The organism is Nostoc sp., assembly GCF_036917575.1.
Classification (GTDB): Bacteria; Cyanobacteriota; Cyanobacteriia; order Cyanobacteriales; family Nostocaceae; genus Nostoc.
This window is the reverse complement of the sequence record NZ_JBALDC010000071.1, coordinates 1-19,270: the sequence shown is the minus strand read 5'-3', so window position 1 is coordinate 19,270 and position 19,270 is coordinate 1. Positions and strand designations below refer to the sequence as shown.

The window sequence follows — 19,270 nt, the reverse complement described above, 5'->3', positions numbered from 1 at the left end:
AATAAATATCTCTAGTAATTTCCTAATTTGTAGCTATGTAGGCGTAATTGATTGTAAATAACTTGAAAAAGCAAAAGTACGCAAAGTAATACCAATTTGAAAAAAGAATGCGACAGATACCGAACATACCTTTGTTCTGTCTGGCTTTCTTAATGCGTGAATTTTGTTAGCGCAGCGTTAGCGAGTCCGCGTTCGCGCAGCGTCTCGTAGAGAGCGTCATTTTGAATTTTGAATTGGTATAATCCTCTGCGTTCCTCTGCGATTTCCTTTGCCCCCTTTGCGTTTAAACTTCAATCGCCGTCTCTTTTTCCTCACCTTTTGGCTGTGAACTCAGCCGATCTAAAATCTCTAAAACCTCTTGTTCAAAAGCAACTTGAGCGCGATTAGTTTTGCCACCCACATACAAGCGATCGCCTTTTTGCAATGCCCAGATTTGCGAGTGGGAAAAGTAACTCATTACCACACCCAGCATCAGCAAGCCAAACCCTGTGTAAACAATTGGTATGCCTGGATCGGCTTTAATTTGTAAGCCTGTACTACCAATGACATCCAGAATTTTCAGCTTCACGCCATTAACTTCAGTGAACATCCCCGCGCGGACTGTATCAACAAGTTTGCCAGTGGCATCATAAATTAATACCATCCCTTGCAAGTCTTTCGCTAACAGAGAGACACCCTCACTCAAATCCGGTTTAGTTGGAACCCAAGTTCCCCAAATCCGCCCGTTACCGTTAGTGTTCAATTGCGCCATCGGTAGCTGAAAAATCGGACTGTTGTTAAATTGGACGCGAACACCTGCAATTCCCCAATCAGTTTGATAGAAAGTTATGCCATGATAGCGTAGAGGCTCGTTGACAAAAATCTTCTTGTGGTCAACTTCCTTTCCCTGATTATCCAAGACAGACATATCCGAATAAAATTGATCGATGCCGCCAGATGGTGTGTAGTCAATCCAAAAACGATTGACGCGCACAGACCAATCTCTCGAAATTTTGGCGGCTATTGGGCCAGCATCGACAATATTTGTCACTTGAAATGTATTGCCACTAGCAACCATTTCCTGAGCGAGAAACCCAGTCATCGCCCCCCAAATTCCTCCTAGCAAAATCGCAACTATGCCAATATGAACGATAATTGGGCCGATGCGTCCAACTATTCCTTTGCGGGCGTAAAGGAGATTTGCTTTTTCTGGATCTGGAAAAATTTTATAGCGGTGTTTCTGTAATATTTCGCTAAGAAAATTCAGGGAACCAGTATCTAGTTCTGTACTCAAAGCTAACTTTTGAAATTGTCGTGGTTCTTCGTAATATTTCCAGCGCTGGGCAGCTTTTAAGGCTGGTAACTGCCGGGTAAATGAACAAGCAGTTAAGCTAGTACCGAACAAGATGAGTAATGCTAGAAACCACCAGGTACGATATACATGGTCTAACCCAACTACTTGAATTACCTTCCAAGTTAAGAAACCAAATAAAGCTGGATGTTCTGGATAGTTAGCTTGGTAAAATGCGGGTGATTGACCTTGTTCGATTACAGTACCTGTGGAACTAAAGATTGCAATCAATAGCAGTAGTGCGATCGCTAATCGTAAGTCAGTCAGTACAGGCAAAAGCTCTTGGCGTAAGAACTGCCCAGGTATCGCCCACCATTTTAATTCTTTGGACGCTGAATCATCTATTGTCATTATGTCTAAAATCTAACAAATGTATTGATATTAAAAACTGCCGAGGGGAATCCGAGAAATTAAGGAAAATACACCGAATCCTACCAACAGCGCCCCACTAACTGGGTTAATCCAACCAGACCAGCGACGCAATTCCAGTAATTTTTTAATTGAAGCTGTAAAAGTACCTGCCAAAATCAATGGCGCTACATAACCTGCCGTATAAGAAAGTAACAAAACAGCACCTAAAATTAAGTCTTGTGTATTAGCAATCCAACTCAGTAAGCTGGCTAAAACAGGTGTGCTACAAGGGGATGCTACTAAGCCGAAAGTCAGTCCCAGCAAATAGGAACGCAACCCTGCTGGCAAATCCGGCGAAATCCAATTCGTTTCACCCAAGGATGGAAATTGCAGAGGCAATGCTTCTAATAAGTTCAGCCCCATGAGAATGGCAATAATGCTGACGATAATCGGCAAACCAATTCCCACTTGACCGTAGACTTTTCCGACAATACCTGCTACAATACCCAGCCCTGCCAGTGTAGTTGCTAAACCTAAAGCAAACCAAGTTGATTGAGCAGCTGCTTGCAGACGGCTTTTGGCTTCATAACCGCCAATGTAACCAATGGTAATTGGCAGCATGGAAAGCATACAGGGTGTGAGACTGGTGAGCAAACCAGCTGCAAAGATGATACCAATACTCACCACGCTTAAGTGTGTTAGTTGGTTAGAAACCAGGCTGTTGGCAAATTGTTCTAGTTGGTAAATTTGGGTTTGCAAGTTATCAAACATGGGGAGTTATTGAGCGGGAAATGCTTACTCTGCTTGAATTTTAGCTTACTTTTGGTTTTGAAGTCAGCAGAAATTGGCTATATCCCTCTTCTGTCATTTTCCGAAAGGCGATCGCGTTATTAACGATATAGCCAAACACGTAACAGCGACAGTAATTGTTCAGTATCTACGGGTTTAGTAATGTAGTCTGATGCGCCGGCTTCAATACACTTCTCGCGATCGCCTAGCATGGCTTTAGCAGTCAGTGCAATAATCGGCAAAGATTTAAATCGATCATTTTGGCGGATTGTACGTGTTGTTTCGTAACCATCCATTTCTGGCATCATTACGTCCATCAAAACGACATCAATATCTGGTGTATTTTCTAACAGGGTAATTCCCTCTCTGCCATTTTCCGCATATATAACCTCTATTTGATAACGCTCTAACATACTGGTGAGGGCGAAGATATTCCGCATATCGTCGTCTACAATTAGCGCTTTTTTGCCAGTGAGTAAGTAATCTTGTGAATGCAGTTGTTCGAGTATTTCGCGTTTTGGTGTCGGTAAATTTGCTTGAACTCGGTGTAAAAATAATGCTGTTTCATCAAGAAGACGTTCAGGCGATCGCACATCTTTAATGATAATTGTCTCGGCAATTCGTCTGAGTTCTGTTTCTTGAGCTTTGCTAATTTCTCTACCTGTATAGACAATAATTGGTAAAGTTTTGCCGTGAGGTAAAAGCTTTATCTGCTCAATTAGTTCAAACCCGGTCATGTCGGGTAGCCCTAAATCGAGAACCATACAATCAAAATGCTGGGTGCGAATCGCTTCTAGAGCTGCTGCACCGTTAGCCACAGCAGTGGTCAAAACATCGCTGTTACCAATCAACTCAACAATACTCAACCGTTGAGTATCATCATCTTCGACTACCAATAAATTTTTCACCTGACGCTCAACAAAACCTTTAATTTTGGTCAACGCCTCGGATATTGTTTCGCTGGTTAAGGGCTTTTGCAGATATGCGATCGCACCTAGTTGTAAACCGCGCTGTTTTCCTTCTTCAACTGTCATGATATGTACGGGAATGTGACGGGTATTTGGGTCATGTTTGAGACGATCCAATACCGTCCAACCATCCATTTCTGGCAGCCGGATATCTAGCAAAATGGCTGAAGGTAAGAATTGCTGCGCTAGCATCAAACCTGTACTACCAGTTTGGGCAGCGATCGCTTTGAATCCCTGCTGTTGCGCCATCTCTAGCAGGATACGCGCAAAATTAACGTCATCTTCGACAATTAATAACACCCGATCGCCTATGCCAATAGTAGTGCGATCGTCATTAATCAGTGCTGTTAGCGGATAGCTAAGGTTTAGCCCGTGCTGAGTGGGGAGAAGCCACTGCGTTGCGGAGGTTCCCTCCGTTGTAGCAAGTGGCGTTGCTGAGTGAGGAGTGGGGAGTATCGATGTCAACTCAGGACTCAGCGTTCGTGACTCAGCACTAACTTGTGGTAGGTAGAATGTAAAGGTGCTACCTTTACCAGGTTGACTGATTAGTTTAATTTCACCACCGAAGAGACGGGCGATTTCGCGGCTAATTGATAAACCTAATCCAGTGCCGCCGTATCTCCGACTGGTAGTGCCATCGGCTTGCTGGAATGCTTCAAAAATCACTTTCTGTTTTTCAGGGGCAATGCCAATGCCTGTATCGCTGACTGAGAAAGCAATCACAAGCTGGGCCCGATTTAAAGTTTCGTTGTCTTTGCTCCACCCTAGCTTGGCCACCGCAATCCGTAAGCGTACCTCCCCTTGCTCTGTAAATTTAAAAGCATTGGAGAGGAGGTTTTTTAACACCTGTTGTATGCGTTTGATATCTGTATAGATGCTGTTGGGCAATTCGGGAGTAAATTCAATTGCGAAATTAAGTCGTTTGCTCTGAGCGATTTGTCGGAAGGTGCGCTCAATCTGTTCGCCCAAGTCTGTCAATGGCATTTGGGTCATGTCAATGGACATGGTTCCAGATTCAATTTTAGCGAGATCCAGAATGTCATTGATTAAGGTTAACAAGTCATTACCGGCTGAATAAATTGTCTGGCTGTATTCGACTTGCTTGGCGGTGAGGTTGCGATCGATATTATCTGTTAATAATTTCGCCAAAATTAACAAGCTGTTTAGCGGTGTCCGCAGTTCATGGGACATATTGGCAAGAAATTCTGATTTGTATTTTGAGGAAAGGGCCAATTGTTCGGCTTTATCTTCTAAAGACAGTCTCGCTTGTTCAATTTCTTGATTTTTGCGCTCGACTTCTTTCTTCTGCATCGCCAACAACTCTGCCTTTTCTTCTAATTCGGCGTTGGTTTGTTGCAGTTCCTCTTGCTGTCCTTTGAGTAAATCCTCAGAGGTTTTGAGTGATTGGGCTTGTTGTTCTAAACGCTTGTTAGTTTCGCGGAGTTCGCTTTGCTGGACTTGTAGTTCTTCAGCCAAAGATTGCGATTGCTTGAGTAATTCTTCAGTTCGCATCGATGCGGCGATCGTGTTAAGAACGATCGCAATACTTTCGGTAAGCTGGTCGAAGAATGTCAGATGAATTTCGCTAAAGCGGCGGAAGGATGCTAATTCAATCACTGCTGTCACCTGTCCTTCAAAAAGTACAGGTAACACCACAGCATTCAGAGGCGTGGCTTCTCCTAACCCAGAGGAAATTCTGATATAATCGCTGGGCACTTCCGTCAATAGAATTCGCTCTTTTTCTAAAGCGCATTGTCCTACCAAACCTTCACCCAACTGGAAGCGGTTAGCTAGATGTCTGCGTTCGCGGTAAGCGTAGCTACTGATTAGTTTCAAACACGGTGTATGTTCAACAAAGTCCATCAGGAAAAATACGCCGTGTTGCGCTCCTACCAGAGGTGCGAGTTCTGAGAGAATCAGTTTAGATACGGTTTCCAAGTCTCGCTGACCTTGCAGCATTCTGGTAAACTTGGCTAAGTTAGTTTTCAACCAATCTTGTTCGGTGTTTTTCTGCGTTGTCTCCCGCAGGTTGGCAATCATCTGGTTGATATTGTCTTTGAGTATTGCTACTTCGCCTAGTGTTTCGACGGCAATTGAACGAGTTAAATCACCTTTAGTTACAGCTGTAGCAACTTCGGCGATCGCTCGCAACTGAGTTGTCAGTGTCGCAGCAAGTTCATTTACATTATCCGTTAAATCTTTCCAAGTTCCAGCCGCCCCAGGTACTCTAGCTTGTCCGCCTAACTTCCCTTCAATTCCCACTTCCCGCGCTACTGTAGTTACTTGATTGGCAAATGTCGCTAGAGTATCAATCATCTCGTTGATTGTCTCTGCCAAAGTTTCGATTTCTCCTTTGGCATCTAACATCAGTTTCCGTTTCAAGTCACCGTTAGCAACGGCGGTTACAACTCTAGCGATCCCGCGTACTTGTGCCGTTAAGTTCCCCGCCATCGAGTTAACGTTATCTGTCAAATCTTTCCAAGTCCCTGCAACACCTTGGACTTGCGCTTGTCCGCCCAACTTCCCTTCAGTTCCCACTTCCCGCGCCACTCGTGTTACTTCACTTGCAAAGGAACTAAGTTGATCTACCATCGTGTTGGTGGTGTTCTTCAAATCCAAAATTTCGCCTCTGGCATCGACGGTAATTTTCTTAGATAAGTCGCCATTAGCTACCGCCTTGGTAACTTCCGCGATGTTGCGAACTTGTCCGGTGAGGTTCTCCGCCATTGAGTTAACATTGTCTGTTAAATCTTTCCAAGTTCCAGCCACTCCTCTGACGTAAGCTTGCACGCCCAATTTACCTTCCGTTCCCACCTCACGCGCAACCCTGGTAACTTCCGATGCAAAGGAATTTAGCTGATCCACCATTGTATTAATGGTGTTTTTAAGTTCTAGAATTTCACCTTTGACATCGACGGTGATTTTCTTAGATAAGTCGCCGTTTGCTACTGCTGTGGTAACTTCGGCAATGTTCCGCACCTGTGCCGTCAAACTTCCCGCCATGAAATTTACACTGTCGGTGAGATCCTTCCAAGTTCCAGCTACACCTTTAACTTCTGCTTGTACGCCCAGTTTACCTTCAGTTCCCACCTCACGGGCAACCCGCGTTACTTCCGATGCAAAGGAATTGAGTTGATCCACCATCGTGTTGACGGTGTTTTTCAACTCTAAAATTTCACCTTTGACATCAACGGAGATTTTTTTAGATAAGTCGCCATTAGCTACGGCGGTGGTGACGGCGGCAATGTTTCGCACCTGTGCCGTTAAGCTTCCCGCCATGAAGTTTACGCTGTCTGTTAAATCTTTCCAAGTGCCAGCCACGCCGCGCACATCTGCTTGTACGCCTAATTTACCCTCACTTCCCACTTCACGAGCAACTCTTGTGACTTCACTAGCAAAGGAGTTGAGTTGATCCACCATGATATTGATGGTATTTTTGAGTTCTAAAATTTCGCCTTTGACAGCAACAGTAATTTTCTTGGATAAGTCACCATTAGCGATCGCAGTTGTCACTTCAGCGATGTTCCGCACTTGCGCCGTCAAGCTTCCCGCCATGAAGTTCACGCTGTCAGTTAAATCTTTCCAAGTACCAGCAACGTCTTTGACTTCTGCTTGTACGCCCAATTTCCCTTCAGTTCCCACCTCACGCGCGACTCGCGTCACTTCCGATGCAAAGGAACTGAGTTGATCCACCATTGTATTAATAGTATTTTTCAACTCCAAAATTTCACCTTTGACATCAACGGTGATTTTCTTGGATAAATCGCCTGTTGCAACCGCCGTAGTTACTTCCGCAATATTCCGCACCTGCGCCGTCAAACTTCCCGCCATGAAGTTCACGCTGTCAGTTAAATCTTTCCAAGTGCCAGCCACACCGCGTACTTCTGCTTGTACGCCCAGTTTACCCTCACTTCCTACCTCACGGGCAACCCTTGTAACTTCACTTGCAAAAGAATTGAGTTGATCCACCATTGTGTTAATGGTATTTTTGAGTTCTAAAATTTCACCTCTGACATCGACGGTGATTTTCTTGGATAAGTCGCCTGTTGCAACCGCCGTAGTTACTTCGGCAATATTCCGCACCTGTGCCGTTAAACTTCCGGCCATGAAGTTTACGCTATCAGTTAAATCTTTCCAAGTTCCAGCCACACCCTTGACATCGGCTTGCACGCCCAGTTTACCTTCACTGCCTACTTCACGCGCAACCCTTGTGACTTCACTGGCAAAAGAACTGAGTTGATCCACCATGATATTGATGGTATTCTTCAGTTCAAAAATTTCACCTTTGACATCGACAGTAATTTTTTTAGATAAATCGCCATTGGCGATCGCAGTCGCAACTTCAGCAATATTTCGCACCTGTCCGGTGAGATTACCCGCCATTAAATTAACGTTATCAGTTAAATCTTTCCAAGTACCCGCTACTCCTCGGACTTCTGCTTGTACGCCCAACTTTCCTTCAGTTCCCACTTCCCGCGCAACTCTTGTGACTTCCGATGCAAAGGAATTCAGTTGATCTACCATTGTGTTGATGGTGTTTTTCAACTCCAGAATTTCGCCTTTGACATCGACAGTGATTTTTTTAGATAAGTCGCCAGTTGCCACCGCCGTTGTCACTTCCGCAATATTCCGTACTTGTGCCGTCAAGCTACCTGCCATGAAATTCACACTATCGGTCAAGTCTTTCCACGTCCCCGCTACCCCGCGCACTTCTGCTTGACCGCCTAATTTTCCTTCTGCACCCACCTCACGCGCAACTCTTGTTACTTCTGAGGCAAAGGAATTCAGTTGATCCACCATGATGTTGACGGTGTTTTTCAACTCTAAAATCTCGCCTTTGACATCAACAGTAATTTTCTTAGAAAGGTCGCCATTCGCTACCGCCGTTGTTACTTCCGCAATGTTACGGACTTGGGCGGTCAAATTTCCTGCCATCAAGTTAACGTTATCAGTTAAATCCTTCCAAGTTCCTGCGACACCTTTAACTTCTGCTTGTACGCCCAACTTCCCTTCAGTTCCCACTTCACGGGCAACTCGCGTGACTTCCGATGCAAAAGAATTAAGCTGATCCACCATCGTGTTGACGGTGTTTTTGAGTTCGAGAATTTCGCCTTTCACATTAACAGTGATTTTTTTCGATAAGTCACCATTTGCGATCGCAGTTGCAACTTCAGCGATGTTACGAACTTGTCCGGTGAGATTACCCGCCATCAAGTTAACATTATCAGTCAAATCCTTCCAAGTGCCAGCCACACCTTGCACTTCGGCTTGGACACCCAATTTACCCTCAGTTCCTACTTCACGCGCAACTCTTGTCACTTCCGATGCAAAAGAACCAAGCCGATCCACCATCGTGTTGACAATATTAGCAGTTTGGAGAAACTCACCTTGCAGACGTCTGCCATCAATTTCTGTAGCGATCGTTTGCGATAAGTCACCATTGGCGACTGACCGAATTACCCGCGTAGTTTCAGCTGTTGGTTGAACTAAATCTGTAATTAAAGTATTGACAGAAGTAACACAATCTGACCAAGAACCACGAACATCTCCGAGAGAGGCGCGATCGGCAATTTTGCCTTCTTTACCGACAACGTTACCAATCCGTTGTAGTTCTGCCGCCATCCGCTGATTTTGATTGATAATACCATTGAGCGTATCAGCGATTTTTCCTGCTACACCAGTATGGTCTATGGGCATCCGAGCCGAGAAGTCACCCTGTTTAACAGCATTCAGCGTTCTTAACAGCTGATTTAAATCGAGATTGTCGCTGTCTCTAGTTAACTGTTCGGTTGCCATAACCTTATCCTTAATCTTGATTCTTGAAAAACTTTTTGTATTTTTTGCACCCCGTATCTATTTAGAGTACTTTTAGCTAATGCGTATCACAATAGAGAGCGGGAATAAAAAGTGGATCGAACTAATTTTTATGGGTGCGAGTGTAAGCAGCTGACAAAGGCTGCTAACTAAATGGTATTGCCATCAATCTATCTGGCATCCCATTTAGCTAATGATAGCTACTTCGCCTCTGTTGTGCAGCATCAATTGTCGGCGATGCCTAACTTGAGCGAGTACAGCATGGCACAGTAGAACACACGATGACAATTAACATTACGTTTTATGATTTTTGGAATTTCAGGAAAGCAGCAAATCAAGAAATGTTAACTGATAACTGAGGTTTGCTAAAGTCAAAAGTATCCGGCAACTCTAGTAGTTCGCTTTCGTGACGAAAGCTCTTTATTGGGTAAGGGGGAAGGTGGGGCCCCCTCTGGGGATAAGGGGCAGGGGGAAAGGTTTTAAATCCCAAACCCAGTTCCCTTTCCCCTTTCCCCAGCCCGAAAAAGCGCATCTTTGGGTTGGCAGACTACTAGGGATTGGCAAATGGTTAGAGAGTACCCACACCAGAGACATCTGCCTTTGCTTGAAAGTGGCGATCGCCTAACTCGCCCTGAATTTGAACTAACTTGGTTAGGAGTCTACCAATCACTTACTCCTGGCGTTGATTTAAGTGATGCCGCAACAGTCAGACTAGACAGATCAGCAGTAGAAATGCTGCAACAATGTAGCTTTGTTAGCTAGCTAATATATGTAATTATATCATACTATAAGTATTACAAATTACTTAAAACATTTATTAGCTCGTGATCTAGATCAGTGCTAAAAGCTTAAGATGCTTCCCACAATAGATAATGGCAAAGTCTAATTCTGTGGTTACTTTGCTTCATAACCTCTAAGCAAGCATACGTCAATAGTTATATATATTTAAACATTAGTATTGATTTTATGAGAGAAGTCATCCTAGAAGAAAAGACATATTTAGAGCTTTCCGAAGCTAGTGGAAGCTCTCACAAGTTTTATGAAGTAATAGTTCAAGATAACCAATTAACTATACGTTATGGTCGTATTGGCGACTGTGGGCAAACTCAAACAAAAGCTTATCCAACTTCTGATAAAGCGAAAGCAGAAGCTAGTAAAAAAATTAAAGAAAAGCTTAACAAAGGTTACGAGATAGCTGTCATGGGTGTTCGCCAGAAGCGCCCGGTGACACGCCGCCAAGTCAGCAGCACCATTTCCAACGCTAAACAAGCTCCGATTATTTGGAAGTTTGCTTCATCTTCAGCTGCTTTTGGAATTTTCATTGATGCCGAACGTTGCTGGGTTGGGAATCAAGCAGGTCAAGTATTTGCTTTGAATCATCAAGGTCAAGCGATCAATCGGTTTAAGCTTCCTGATGGCGTTAAATGTTTAGTGGCCGATGATATTTGGATTTATGCTGGTTGTGATGACGGCAATGTTTACGACTTGACCGGCAAGCTACCACGTTTGAGCTATAAAATTGATGAAAATGTCGATATTTTTTGGTTAGATATCAAAGATGGACTCTTAGCCGTCTCTGATGCCAATGGTGGCGTAACAACAATCGATCATGATGATGAATCACAATGGACTCGTCTGAGTCAAGGCGATTGTGGCTGGATGGTACGCTGTGACCAATCTGGAGTTTATCACGGTCATAGCAAAGGCGTGACTATGTATGATCGCCAACAAGGTCGGATGTTATGGCATCAAAAAACTCAAGGCAGCGTACTGTTTGGTTGGCAAGAGGCATCAACAGTCTATGCCGGAACAAGCGACCATAAAGTTCACTGCTTTCATAAAAATGGGGAAGTTGGCTCCGTTTTTAAATGTGATGCGTCAGTTTACTCTTGCGCTACCGCACTTAACGGTCAGTATGTATTTGCCGGAGATAATAGTTCTTCCATTTACTGCTTTGATCAGCTAGGAAAGCGTCTTTGGAAGCTTTCTACAGGGTGTGGCTCGGCTTTATCTATGCAGTTTTTCAACAACCATATTTATATTGTTACAACAGATGGTTATTTGGCTTGCATTGATGCCAATGAAACTGCAATTCTTTCTGCTCAAACGGGTACAGTTCCCCAAGCAGTAGTTATTAAAGCACCATTAGGTGAAGGAGCCGCACCCTCATCTGTTTTAGAAACTACTACAAATACAAGCTCTGGGGTTATTGTTGAATGCTTTCGAGAAGGAAGTAAATTGAGAGTTCGTGTTGTTTGTGATGGTTACAACCACAACTGGAAAGTGCAGTTTCCTAAGGATATTCGGATCGAAGGTGCGCGTTACCTTGTTCAAGAAATACGTGAATCAGCCAGTGGCGGATTTTACCGTGCCTATGGTGATATTCAAAAATTAGTTTAACTAGATAAAGCGTGAACATTTGTTGTATTCGAGCGATCGCTGTTTTTTCAAGTTGCATATCGTTGATTCTGGCTCTAATGGCAAGCATGATTCAGTACCAAATTCGGTATACATCTCTAGCTTCACTAGTCAGCATCAACAGAGCTTTCGGCAATCACTCGTGAGAATCGATTGCTCTTAAGCGATTGACTGCCCCGCCTAGATATGTCTACGACGGGATGGGCTGTGACGCTCCTGCATCTTTAACCCTACGCTATCGGTGTCGCTTACTTGTTCTATCCCCAGATTCTCTCTCATCAGTACATCATGCCAGCAATGATGTACTATGCCCCGTACTTGGTTCATCTGGCAGCGATCGCAGCATATAAGCGATAGACTTCAATTCACCACGGTTTTATGCCAAGCTATATAGTTTTTATCGTCCTGTTTCACCTATCTGATCTGCATCATCTGCTACTCCATTGCGAAAGCGTACTTCCAAGCCGTGTTCTGGCTCCCAGTCACACTCAGCTATCAACTTAAAGGTAGCAATATGCAGGTCATACTCAACGTGGGGCGGCACATAGATATATGAGAAAGTGACCTGATCCCAGACCTGAATGGGATTAGCCAATAGCGGCATTTCCTGATCTCCAATCATGTCACGATATACATCATAATTTTGCAGCACAACAGGAGCAGTGATGCCTAACACATCGGGTGGCAAAGCTAGAGCTTGCCGAATAGCTTCACGCTGAAGCGATGAAAGTTCCCCAATCTGCTCCTGTTCAAAATCCACACAAATCGGTACATGGCGATCGCCTAAAACAGCACATTGTGCTAAAGTCCAGTGGTTATCTTCGTTTCTTATCTGTCCAAACTCAGTATCGTAGTAACTTGTTGGGGGTTTCATCATTCTGGACTAATATAGCAGGAGGCAGGAGGCAGGAGGCAGAGGGCAGGAGGCAGGAGGTAAAACTATTGCTAACTCTCTTCTTTCACCCCATCCTTATCTCCTAACTTGTGTGACTACGGCTATAGCTATTTAAGTGACACCATCTGAGTCAGCATCTAAACTGCGGAGTAATTTTTCAGTACGTAAATTCCAGAATTTTATTGTATCATCTCTACCTCCACTAATCAGGGTTTGCCCATTTGGGCTAATCACAACTGCTCGAACACCAAAAGTCACTTTTTTATGTCCAGTCAGTGTATGAACAAGTTGAATCTGTGTTTGGGACTGAGTAGCTTTACTCTGATTGCCATTAAAGAATATTGCTGCACAGGTAGCCGTTGTAATAATTTCTGCATCATTCATCTCCCGACGGCAATCTTCATCATGTGCAAACGCCAAGAGGAACATGAATTCCAAGCGGCACATCAGGCGTTTTTGCAGGCTCAGTATGGGATTGAACCAGATAGACCGTCATCTAATGTTCCGTCCATATTCCCCAATAATGGAAATGGAGATCAGAGGAAATCAAATCATACTTCTGTCTGATCTCTTCTGCTTCAAATTTTCCTTATATAGAGTTATATAGTCTATATCTAAGTAATTGCTTAAAAGTATGACTCTTTGTTTTCTGCATTTCTTCCTCTGCTCCAATTTGAGATTATCTTCTTTCAACGTTGTGTGAATTGGATAGGCACTTACAACGCTGCAAAACAACCAATATTTTCTAGACGACAAGTCTAAAAAATAAATGTTTATTGATGTCTTAACTTATACATTTAATCATTATGAGACAGCACTCTATGCAGAATCCATCCAACGATCTTAACCCTTCAGAGCAAAAGTTACGGGAGGCACTCGAACAGGTAAAAGTGAGCGATGCCTCCGGCGGGCTACGCCTACGCATATCGCCCCAGCCTGAATGGATGGGGACTCACTCAGTCAAAACTCCATTGGTCAGACCTTCTCAGATTCCAATAAACACTGACATCAAGGCAGAAGCATTGTCAGCACAAATTTCTGAAGATGTGACGATCATGCAAGTCGCAAGTCCTTTTCCAAAAGTAGAAGCAGGGAATGACAAGACCATTTTGCAAAGACTACCGAACCTAAGCCCCCAGGTCAATCATGTATCTCTCTCACCTCAAAAACCTGGAATGGTAGAACAGATCGGGTCTTCATCCCAACCTACGCAAACTGTTGAGGCAGTAAGCCTTACGTCAAATCCCATTGCTAAATTTTCTTTAGAGAATGATTCTAAAAATCTTAATGCTACTAGTAGTTCGCCAAGTGAACTTGGCGGGGTAAAGGGTAAGGGGGAAGGGGGAAAGGTTTTAAATCCCTTACCCTTTTCCCTTTCCCCTTTCCCCAGCCCTCACCCAGCATCTTTGGGTTGGCAGACTACTAGCGTTGCTGTAGTTCAAAACTGTGACAACACCACTGTTCAATATTCAGATTCGGTCATTCAAAACCTAACAAATCAGACTATTGTCCAATACTCGGACTCAGCTATTCATAATCCAGCAGATCGAACGGTTTATCAAGCAATACGGCCATTGTCTACAGAACTGGATCAAACGGTTTTGCAATCGAGGATGCCACAATCTTCAGTGTTGATGCCTGCGGAGAATGTACCAAAAAATCGGGCACATATTCAACTATTCCATCCAAGTATTTTTCGGGATATCTTTCGGACATCAGGCTCGTTTACCTCGCGCTTTATAAGTCTTACAAGACAATTTTTTGATTCAATCTGGAGGAAGATTAACCTAAAGCAACTACAATCTCGTTTTCATTTAGGCAGGGAGCAAGCTGTATTGAAGACTTTAGAACAGCCATCTTCTAGCCGCATCAATCGTTCTACTCATAACGTGATGGTTTCAGAAGAGCCGCCTAGCCCAGAACAGTATCAGAAAAAACTGCGGGAGTTGGATCATTGTCGACTTTCTTTTGCCAAAGAGCTGGCTAGAAATGGTAAATTTCGCGATGCGCGAGCTATGGCTAAACAAATTTCTGAGACAAGCCACTTTTTTAAGGATGCCCAGATGCTGATTCAAAGTTGGAAGTAATTTTAAAGAACTGCCTTTTGGGATTTGAAACCCGACTTTTGTCTGTTTTCATGCTTCATTACCCACTCTATTATAAGCTTACCCACCGACTTACGCACATTCATAGCGTAGCGGTCGTCTTAGGAAGTTAACGCTCATCAATGATTCGGTGATGTCCATGCCCCAAAATAGTCATACAAACTTAACTGACACAAATTTTGAGTATAAGCATCTGGTACAGTCAGCGCAACAATATCTCAACAATCCGATGCTAATGCATCAATTATGCGATCGCGTTTACGAACGACTCAACGCAGATATCAAAATTCAAAAAGAAAGAATCGGTAACTCTAGTACAGGAAGACAATAAAATGGCTGCACCAAAACTTAGTAATTCAAGTAGTAAAAAACCTAGTAATTCAAGTAGTAAAAAATCCAATTCTAACGTTGAGAACTACGTCACAACCAATAGATTTTATATAGAAATTGAAGAAAATACAGTTGCCTCATTCTCGGAATGTTCGGGTATCAGTATTGACGTAGAAAAAGAGGTATATCAAGAGGGTGGCGTAAACGATCAGCAAAGAATTAGCTTAGGACACACTCGTTTTTCAGATATCACACTAAAGCGGGGTACAACTGACGACAATACCTTTTCACAGTGGTTAAGCGAATTATTTGAGCAAAAAACGCAACGACGCAACGTTAATATTGTGACCTATAACCAAGCTGGGGATATCATGAAGAGCTGGTGCCTAATTGGTGCCATTCCAGTGGGGTGGAAACTCCCTAGTTTAGAGGCTAATGGCAATACGGTTGCAGTTGAAGAATTAACTTTAGCCTTTGAGGGTTTAAAAATTACTAAGCAGTCTGCTGGTGGCGATGCAGTCTCTAGGGATGCGAAGGGATATTTTGCTGAGAGCGCCTGGGAATGAACGCAAATTGGAAGTTTAATCATGAGTGAGTTGAAGGGGCTTCCAGAGAATAAATTAATCAATTTATTTAAATGATATTCGTAAGAATTCAGGAGTTAGAAGACATCCGTCTGAATAGTTAAAGAATCAGAATCAGATTTTGTAAATGAATATCCTAGTTCTACTAAACTTCTTATAAATTCTGACTTCTGACTCCTGAGTGCTGAATTCTTCTTTCTCCCCCCTGCTTACACAGTGATTGATTATTTTTTTAATTGGAAGTCCCTTAACTCCTCTATTAAGTTTAAATTGTCAAAACGATCTAACGGCGCTTCTGATAATGGTGTTGATGACCTATTGCGGCAGATCAATCGGAGTAATGCAGCGAAGACATCAACCCATTGATCGACACAACAGTTTAGTATTCGAGAGTTACTGGCTTATGACAAATGATCGCCATGACCAACGTGCTAAAGCTCCGTCGCAAACTCAAGACTCGACCCAGCAGGAAGGTAAGCTTCCACCAGGTACTTTTGCACCCCAAAACCCCAAAGTTGAGGAAGTCCTAACTCCAACCGTCAATACTATTGAGCAAGCAGCAAAAGATTTAGAATTACTTGCACAGATTGTTTGCGATCGCATCAGTCCGCATCTAAATTCTCAGATGGAACGTAGAGGCTTCCATCAAAGCAACCGAATCTTTTCACACCAAACAATTGCAACCGATAAGATTTCCTCAAAATCTGAACAGGCAGCAGATGTACTAGAACGGCTGATCCAGGAAATCGAGCAGCTTTTGCACCACCGTCTAATCTATGAGCGCGAGCGATGGGGACGGTCTGGAGGCTGTTTACCCTGGTAATTTTAATACATTTAAAAGGTTGATAAAAACGCAATGCAACTTGTAAAAGCAAAGCTGATGGTGCATAGCGACCCCAGCGGGCAGGCCAAAGATATTGAGTTCATGTTTAATCCGTCAGAACTTGATTTCACTCGTCAAGTAATTTGGCATAGTGATATAGGTCAGCGGGGAAGCACGTTATTGCCAAAAGTTAATTTTTCTGGAGTAGAACCCTATTCGTTTACATTACAAAATTTGTTATTTGATACTTACGAAAAAAAGACATCTGTTCTTAAGGAATATATTGACAATATAAAAAAGGGTGCAACGGCTCGTAGCACTGCTCTTACTCGTCCGCCAGTCTATATTTTGACCTGGCAAGATAGCTATTTTCACTGTGTTATGACGAGTTTGAACTATCGACTCACTTTATTTTTAGCTGATGGTACCCCGGTTAAAGCGATCGTTAATATTTCGCTCCGAGAAGTCGATCCTGAAGATATGTCGGGGGGCAAATCACCTGGGTCAAAAAAACCACCTGGGTCGAAAAATCCACCCTCGTCGAAGCCAAGGCCGAAGCGGTAAAAGACTTCACTAAATTTTAAAACTTGCTGAAGGTTATATCAATCCAGGAATCTATTCTACCTATTAAGAGAACAAACTCTAAATTACCTAACAACACTGAGAGTATTTGCCAATGCCTGCCAAACCTAACTCTGCCAAAACTAGGTCTGCCAAACCTAACTCTGCCAAAAATAATAGTGAAAACCTTTATTTAAACAAGCCTATACTTAAACTGGGTGGAGCGTCGGCACCAAAGGAACTAGTAGATGACATTCTGGAAATTGTTGTGGATGAAAGCTTACATTTGCCAAGTATGTTTGTCATGAAAATCCATAATGTGTATGTTGCTGCAAGCGAGAACAGCAAGCCTTGGAAAAACGAAAATTACTTTAATATTGGCGATCAAATTACGATTGGATTTGGGGCTGGTACGACAGAAGATATTGAATTTGATGTGGTTGAAATAGAGGAGCGGTTAATTGAGGGCGAAATTACAGGTATTGAAGTCAAATTTGTCGCTCCATCTACAGCCCATATTATTGTGCGCGGCTATGACGTTTCCCATCGACTGCATCGGGGTCGCTACAACCGATCTTTCTTAAATTGTACGGATACTGATATTGTACGAAAGGTTGCTCAAGAAGCGAAGATTAAAATTGGTCAATTGGATGCCAGTGGTGTCTCCCATGATTATGTTTTTCAAGAAAATCAAACCAATATGGAGTTTCTGCGAGAGCGAGCCGCAAGAATAGGGTTTGAACTCTTTGTTCAAGACAATAAGATTCACTTTCGCAAGCCCAAACGTGAAGGCTCTATCAACTTAGAGTGGCTTCATAATCTTATGAGCTTTGATGTAAGAGTTACCAGTGCTGAACAAGTTAGTTCGGTTCAGGTTAATAGCTGGGATTATAGTAATAAAAAGTTGATCACAGGAACCGCCTCAAAGGAACAGTTGGTTACGGTGACGGGAAATGGTGAGGGGAGCAGCATCAGTAATAAGTTTAAAATGCAACAACCTCCTAAAATGATTGTGGTAGACCAACCTGTAGATACTCTAAAAGAAGCAGAACAGATGGCTCAGGCTCTTTGTAATGAGCTAGGCGGAGAGTTTGTGACTGCTGATGCCAAAGCTATGGGAAACCCTTTAGTTCGACCGGGCAAAGTGGTTACACTTAAAAATATGGGAACTCGCTACAGTGGTGATTACTATGTAACAGAAACTTGTCACCACTACATACAGGGGAATTATACAACTGATTTTACAGTTCGAGGGCTAAGAGAAGGTAGCTTACTTTCTACATTGCCTCCCAAGACTCATCTGCAACCTGGTCAAACTCTATTGGTAGGTTTGGTGACTAAGAATAACGATCCAAAAGGTTTGGGTCGCGTTAAAGTAAAATTCCCCACTTTGACTATGGGTCATGAAAGCAATTGGGCTAGGGTAGTAGGTTTAGGGGCAGCTAATCAAAGAGGATTTTATTGCTTACCAGAAATTAATGATGAAGTGCTTGTCGGTTTTGAACACGGTGATATTCATCGGCCCTATATAGTAGGGGGCGTGTGGAATGGCAAGGACAAAACGGTTGAAACAGTTGCTAATACTATTAAGAACCGCAAAGTGAGAGTACGCACCATTAAAACCCGTACAGGACATACGATTCAATTTGTTGAGGAAGATGATAAGAGGTCCAAAGCAGGAATCTATATTAAAACTAGCGGCGGACATCGTATCGACATCAACGACAGTCAGAAATTTATAGAAATTAAAACTGCTGGTAGGCATAGCATCCGTATGGACGACAAACCCATGTCAAAAAAGATCGAAATTAAAACGTCAGGTAGAAATCAAGTGATTTTAAATGATACAAGATCTCTTGTTAGCGTTAGAACTAGAATGGGACAACAGCTAACCTTTCTTGACACTGGAATGACGGTTATGCTTAGAACCACAGGAACGATTAATGTAAATGCTGGTCCCTTGATCAATGTCAATGCAGTGGGCGCAATTTCATTAAAAGGTGCATCAATTAATATGATGGCACCTGCAATCACTATGGTAGGAACTGTGACAACAACAGGACCTTTTACAGTTGTTGGACCTGCGACAATGGGACCTGCTGTTACGATGACTGGGGCAGTCACTGCTAACAGCGCACCGGTTATGGTTGTACCAGTATAAGAAGACTATTGCCTGCAATCTAAGATCCTAGAATTGTATGAAACATCGTAAGGATTCAGGTCTAATATTGGAGAAGTAAAGAAGGACGAGACAGACTATTATTAGAGTCAGCAATTAGAGCTTGTGCAAAAAAATCAATGA

At 43.0% G+C, this 19,270-nt stretch carries 14 protein-coding genes; 9 read left to right on the top strand and 5 right to left on the bottom strand.

Features of this window, described 5'->3' with window-relative positions:
- Window positions 1-283: 283 nt before the first annotated feature.
- From V7K79_RS20705 to V7K79_RS20695, 3 genes are all read right to left on the bottom strand, one after another.
- Window positions 284-1,681 (bottom strand): cytochrome c biogenesis protein, encoded by a 1,398-nt coding sequence (locus tag V7K79_RS20705; protein WP_335049933.1) that lies wholly within the window; start codon window positions 1,679-1,681, stop codon window positions 284-286.
- Between the two features lie 30 nt (window positions 1,682-1,711).
- The gene (locus V7K79_RS20700) at window positions 1,712-2,452 is read right to left on the bottom strand and encodes a cytochrome c biogenesis protein CcdA (RefSeq protein WP_335049931.1); all 741 of its coding nucleotides are present in this window, start codon (window positions 2,450-2,452) and stop codon (window positions 1,712-1,714) included.
- 119 nt (window positions 2,453-2,571) lie between these two features.
- The gene (locus V7K79_RS20695) at window positions 2,572-9,234 is read right to left on the bottom strand and encodes a hybrid sensor histidine kinase/response regulator (protein ID WP_335049929.1); all 6,663 of its coding nucleotides are present in this window, start codon (window positions 9,232-9,234) and stop codon (window positions 2,572-2,574) included.
- A 582-nt stretch (window positions 9,235-9,816) separates the two neighbouring features.
- On the opposite strand from V7K79_RS20695, the gene V7K79_RS20690 reads away from it, so the two are divergent.
- The 3 genes from V7K79_RS20690 (at window position 9,817) to V7K79_RS20680 (ending at window position 12,020) form a co-directional block, all read left to right on the top strand.
- Window positions 9,817-10,014 carry a hypothetical protein gene (locus V7K79_RS20690; RefSeq protein WP_442938959.1) on the top strand — a complete coding sequence of 66 codons (198 nt, stop codon included), beginning with the start codon at window positions 9,817-9,819 and terminating at the stop codon, window positions 10,012-10,014.
- Window positions 10,015-10,230: 216 nt separating this feature from the next.
- Window positions 10,231-11,652 carry a WGR domain-containing protein gene (locus V7K79_RS20685; protein WP_335050035.1) on the top strand — a complete coding sequence of 474 codons (1,422 nt, stop codon included), beginning with the start codon at window positions 10,231-10,233 and terminating at the stop codon, window positions 11,650-11,652.
- A 185-nt stretch (window positions 11,653-11,837) separates the two neighbouring features.
- The gene (locus tag V7K79_RS20680; RefSeq protein WP_335049927.1) at window positions 11,838-12,020 is read left to right on the top strand and encodes a hypothetical protein; all 183 of its coding nucleotides are present in this window, start codon (window positions 11,838-11,840) and stop codon (window positions 12,018-12,020) included.
- 47 nt (window positions 12,021-12,067) lie between these two features.
- On the opposite strand, the gene V7K79_RS20675 is transcribed toward V7K79_RS20680, so the two are convergent.
- Both V7K79_RS20675 and V7K79_RS20670 read right to left on the bottom strand, forming a co-directional pair.
- Complete coding sequence (locus tag V7K79_RS20675; protein ID WP_335049926.1) at window positions 12,068-12,547, bottom strand: DUF6985 domain-containing protein; 480 nt, start codon at window positions 12,545-12,547, stop codon at window positions 12,068-12,070.
- Window positions 12,548-12,676: 129 nt separating this feature from the next.
- Complete coding sequence (locus V7K79_RS20670; protein WP_335049924.1) at window positions 12,677-12,985, bottom strand: WD40 repeat domain-containing protein; 309 nt, start codon at window positions 12,983-12,985, stop codon at window positions 12,677-12,679.
- 386 nt (window positions 12,986-13,371) lie between these two features.
- On the opposite strand from V7K79_RS20670, the gene V7K79_RS20665 reads away from it, so the two are divergent.
- From V7K79_RS20665 to V7K79_RS20640, 6 genes are all read left to right on the top strand, one after another.
- Window positions 13,372-14,652: a hypothetical protein gene (locus V7K79_RS20665; RefSeq protein ID WP_335049922.1), complete on the top strand. Its 1,281-nt coding sequence runs from the start codon at window positions 13,372-13,374 to the stop codon at window positions 14,650-14,652.
- A 151-nt stretch (window positions 14,653-14,803) separates the two neighbouring features.
- Entirely contained in the window at window positions 14,804-15,001 is a 198-nt protein-coding gene (locus tag V7K79_RS20660) for a hypothetical protein (RefSeq protein ID WP_335049920.1), read from the top strand.
- A gap of 1 nt (window position 15,002) precedes the next feature.
- The gene (locus V7K79_RS20655; protein ID WP_335049918.1) at window positions 15,003-15,566 is read left to right on the top strand and encodes a phage tail protein; all 564 of its coding nucleotides are present in this window, start codon (window positions 15,003-15,005) and stop codon (window positions 15,564-15,566) included.
- 421 nt (window positions 15,567-15,987) lie between these two features.
- A complete protein-coding gene (locus V7K79_RS20650; protein ID WP_335049917.1) occupies window positions 15,988-16,407 on the top strand; it encodes a hypothetical protein in 420 nt (139 codons plus the stop codon).
- Between the two features lie 33 nt (window positions 16,408-16,440).
- Window positions 16,441-16,971, top strand: a complete 531-nt coding sequence (locus V7K79_RS20645) for a CIS tube protein (RefSeq protein WP_335049915.1) — start codon at window positions 16,441-16,443, stop codon at window positions 16,969-16,971.
- A 112-nt stretch (window positions 16,972-17,083) separates the two neighbouring features.
- Entirely contained in the window at window positions 17,084-19,129 is a 2,046-nt protein-coding gene (locus tag V7K79_RS20640) for a VgrG-related protein (protein WP_335049913.1), read from the top strand.
- The last annotated feature ends 141 nt before the right edge of the window (window positions 19,130-19,270 follow it).

Excerpts from the sequence above, each read along its gene's own strand:
- V7K79_RS20705 (WP_335049933.1), bottom strand. The coding sequence starts at position 1,681 with ATGACAATAGATGATTCAGCGTCCAAAGAATTAAAATGGTGGGCGATA.
- V7K79_RS20700 (WP_335049931.1), bottom strand. The coding sequence starts at position 2,452 with ATGTTTGATAACTTGCAAACCCAAATTTACCAACTAGAACAATTTGCC.
- V7K79_RS20695 (WP_335049929.1), bottom strand. The coding sequence starts at position 9,234 with ATGGCAACCGAACAGTTAACTAGAGACAGCGACAATCTCGATTTAAAT.
- V7K79_RS20690 (WP_442938959.1), top strand. The coding sequence starts at position 9,817 with ATGGTTAGAGAGTACCCACACCAGAGACATCTGCCTTTGCTTGAAAGT.
- V7K79_RS20675 (WP_335049926.1), bottom strand. The coding sequence starts at position 12,547 with ATGATGAAACCCCCAACAAGTTACTACGATACTGAGTTTGGACAGATA.
- V7K79_RS20665 (WP_335049922.1), top strand. The coding sequence starts at position 13,372 with ATGAGACAGCACTCTATGCAGAATCCATCCAACGATCTTAACCCTTCA.
- V7K79_RS20660 (WP_335049920.1), top strand. The coding sequence starts at position 14,804 with ATGTCCATGCCCCAAAATAGTCATACAAACTTAACTGACACAAATTTT.
- V7K79_RS20655 (WP_335049918.1), top strand. The coding sequence starts at position 15,003 with ATGGCTGCACCAAAACTTAGTAATTCAAGTAGTAAAAAACCTAGTAAT.
- V7K79_RS20650 (WP_335049917.1), top strand. The coding sequence starts at position 15,988 with ATGACAAATGATCGCCATGACCAACGTGCTAAAGCTCCGTCGCAAACT.
- V7K79_RS20645 (WP_335049915.1), top strand. The coding sequence starts at position 16,441 with ATGCAACTTGTAAAAGCAAAGCTGATGGTGCATAGCGACCCCAGCGGG.
- V7K79_RS20640 (WP_335049913.1), top strand. The coding sequence starts at position 17,084 with ATGCCTGCCAAACCTAACTCTGCCAAAACTAGGTCTGCCAAACCTAAC.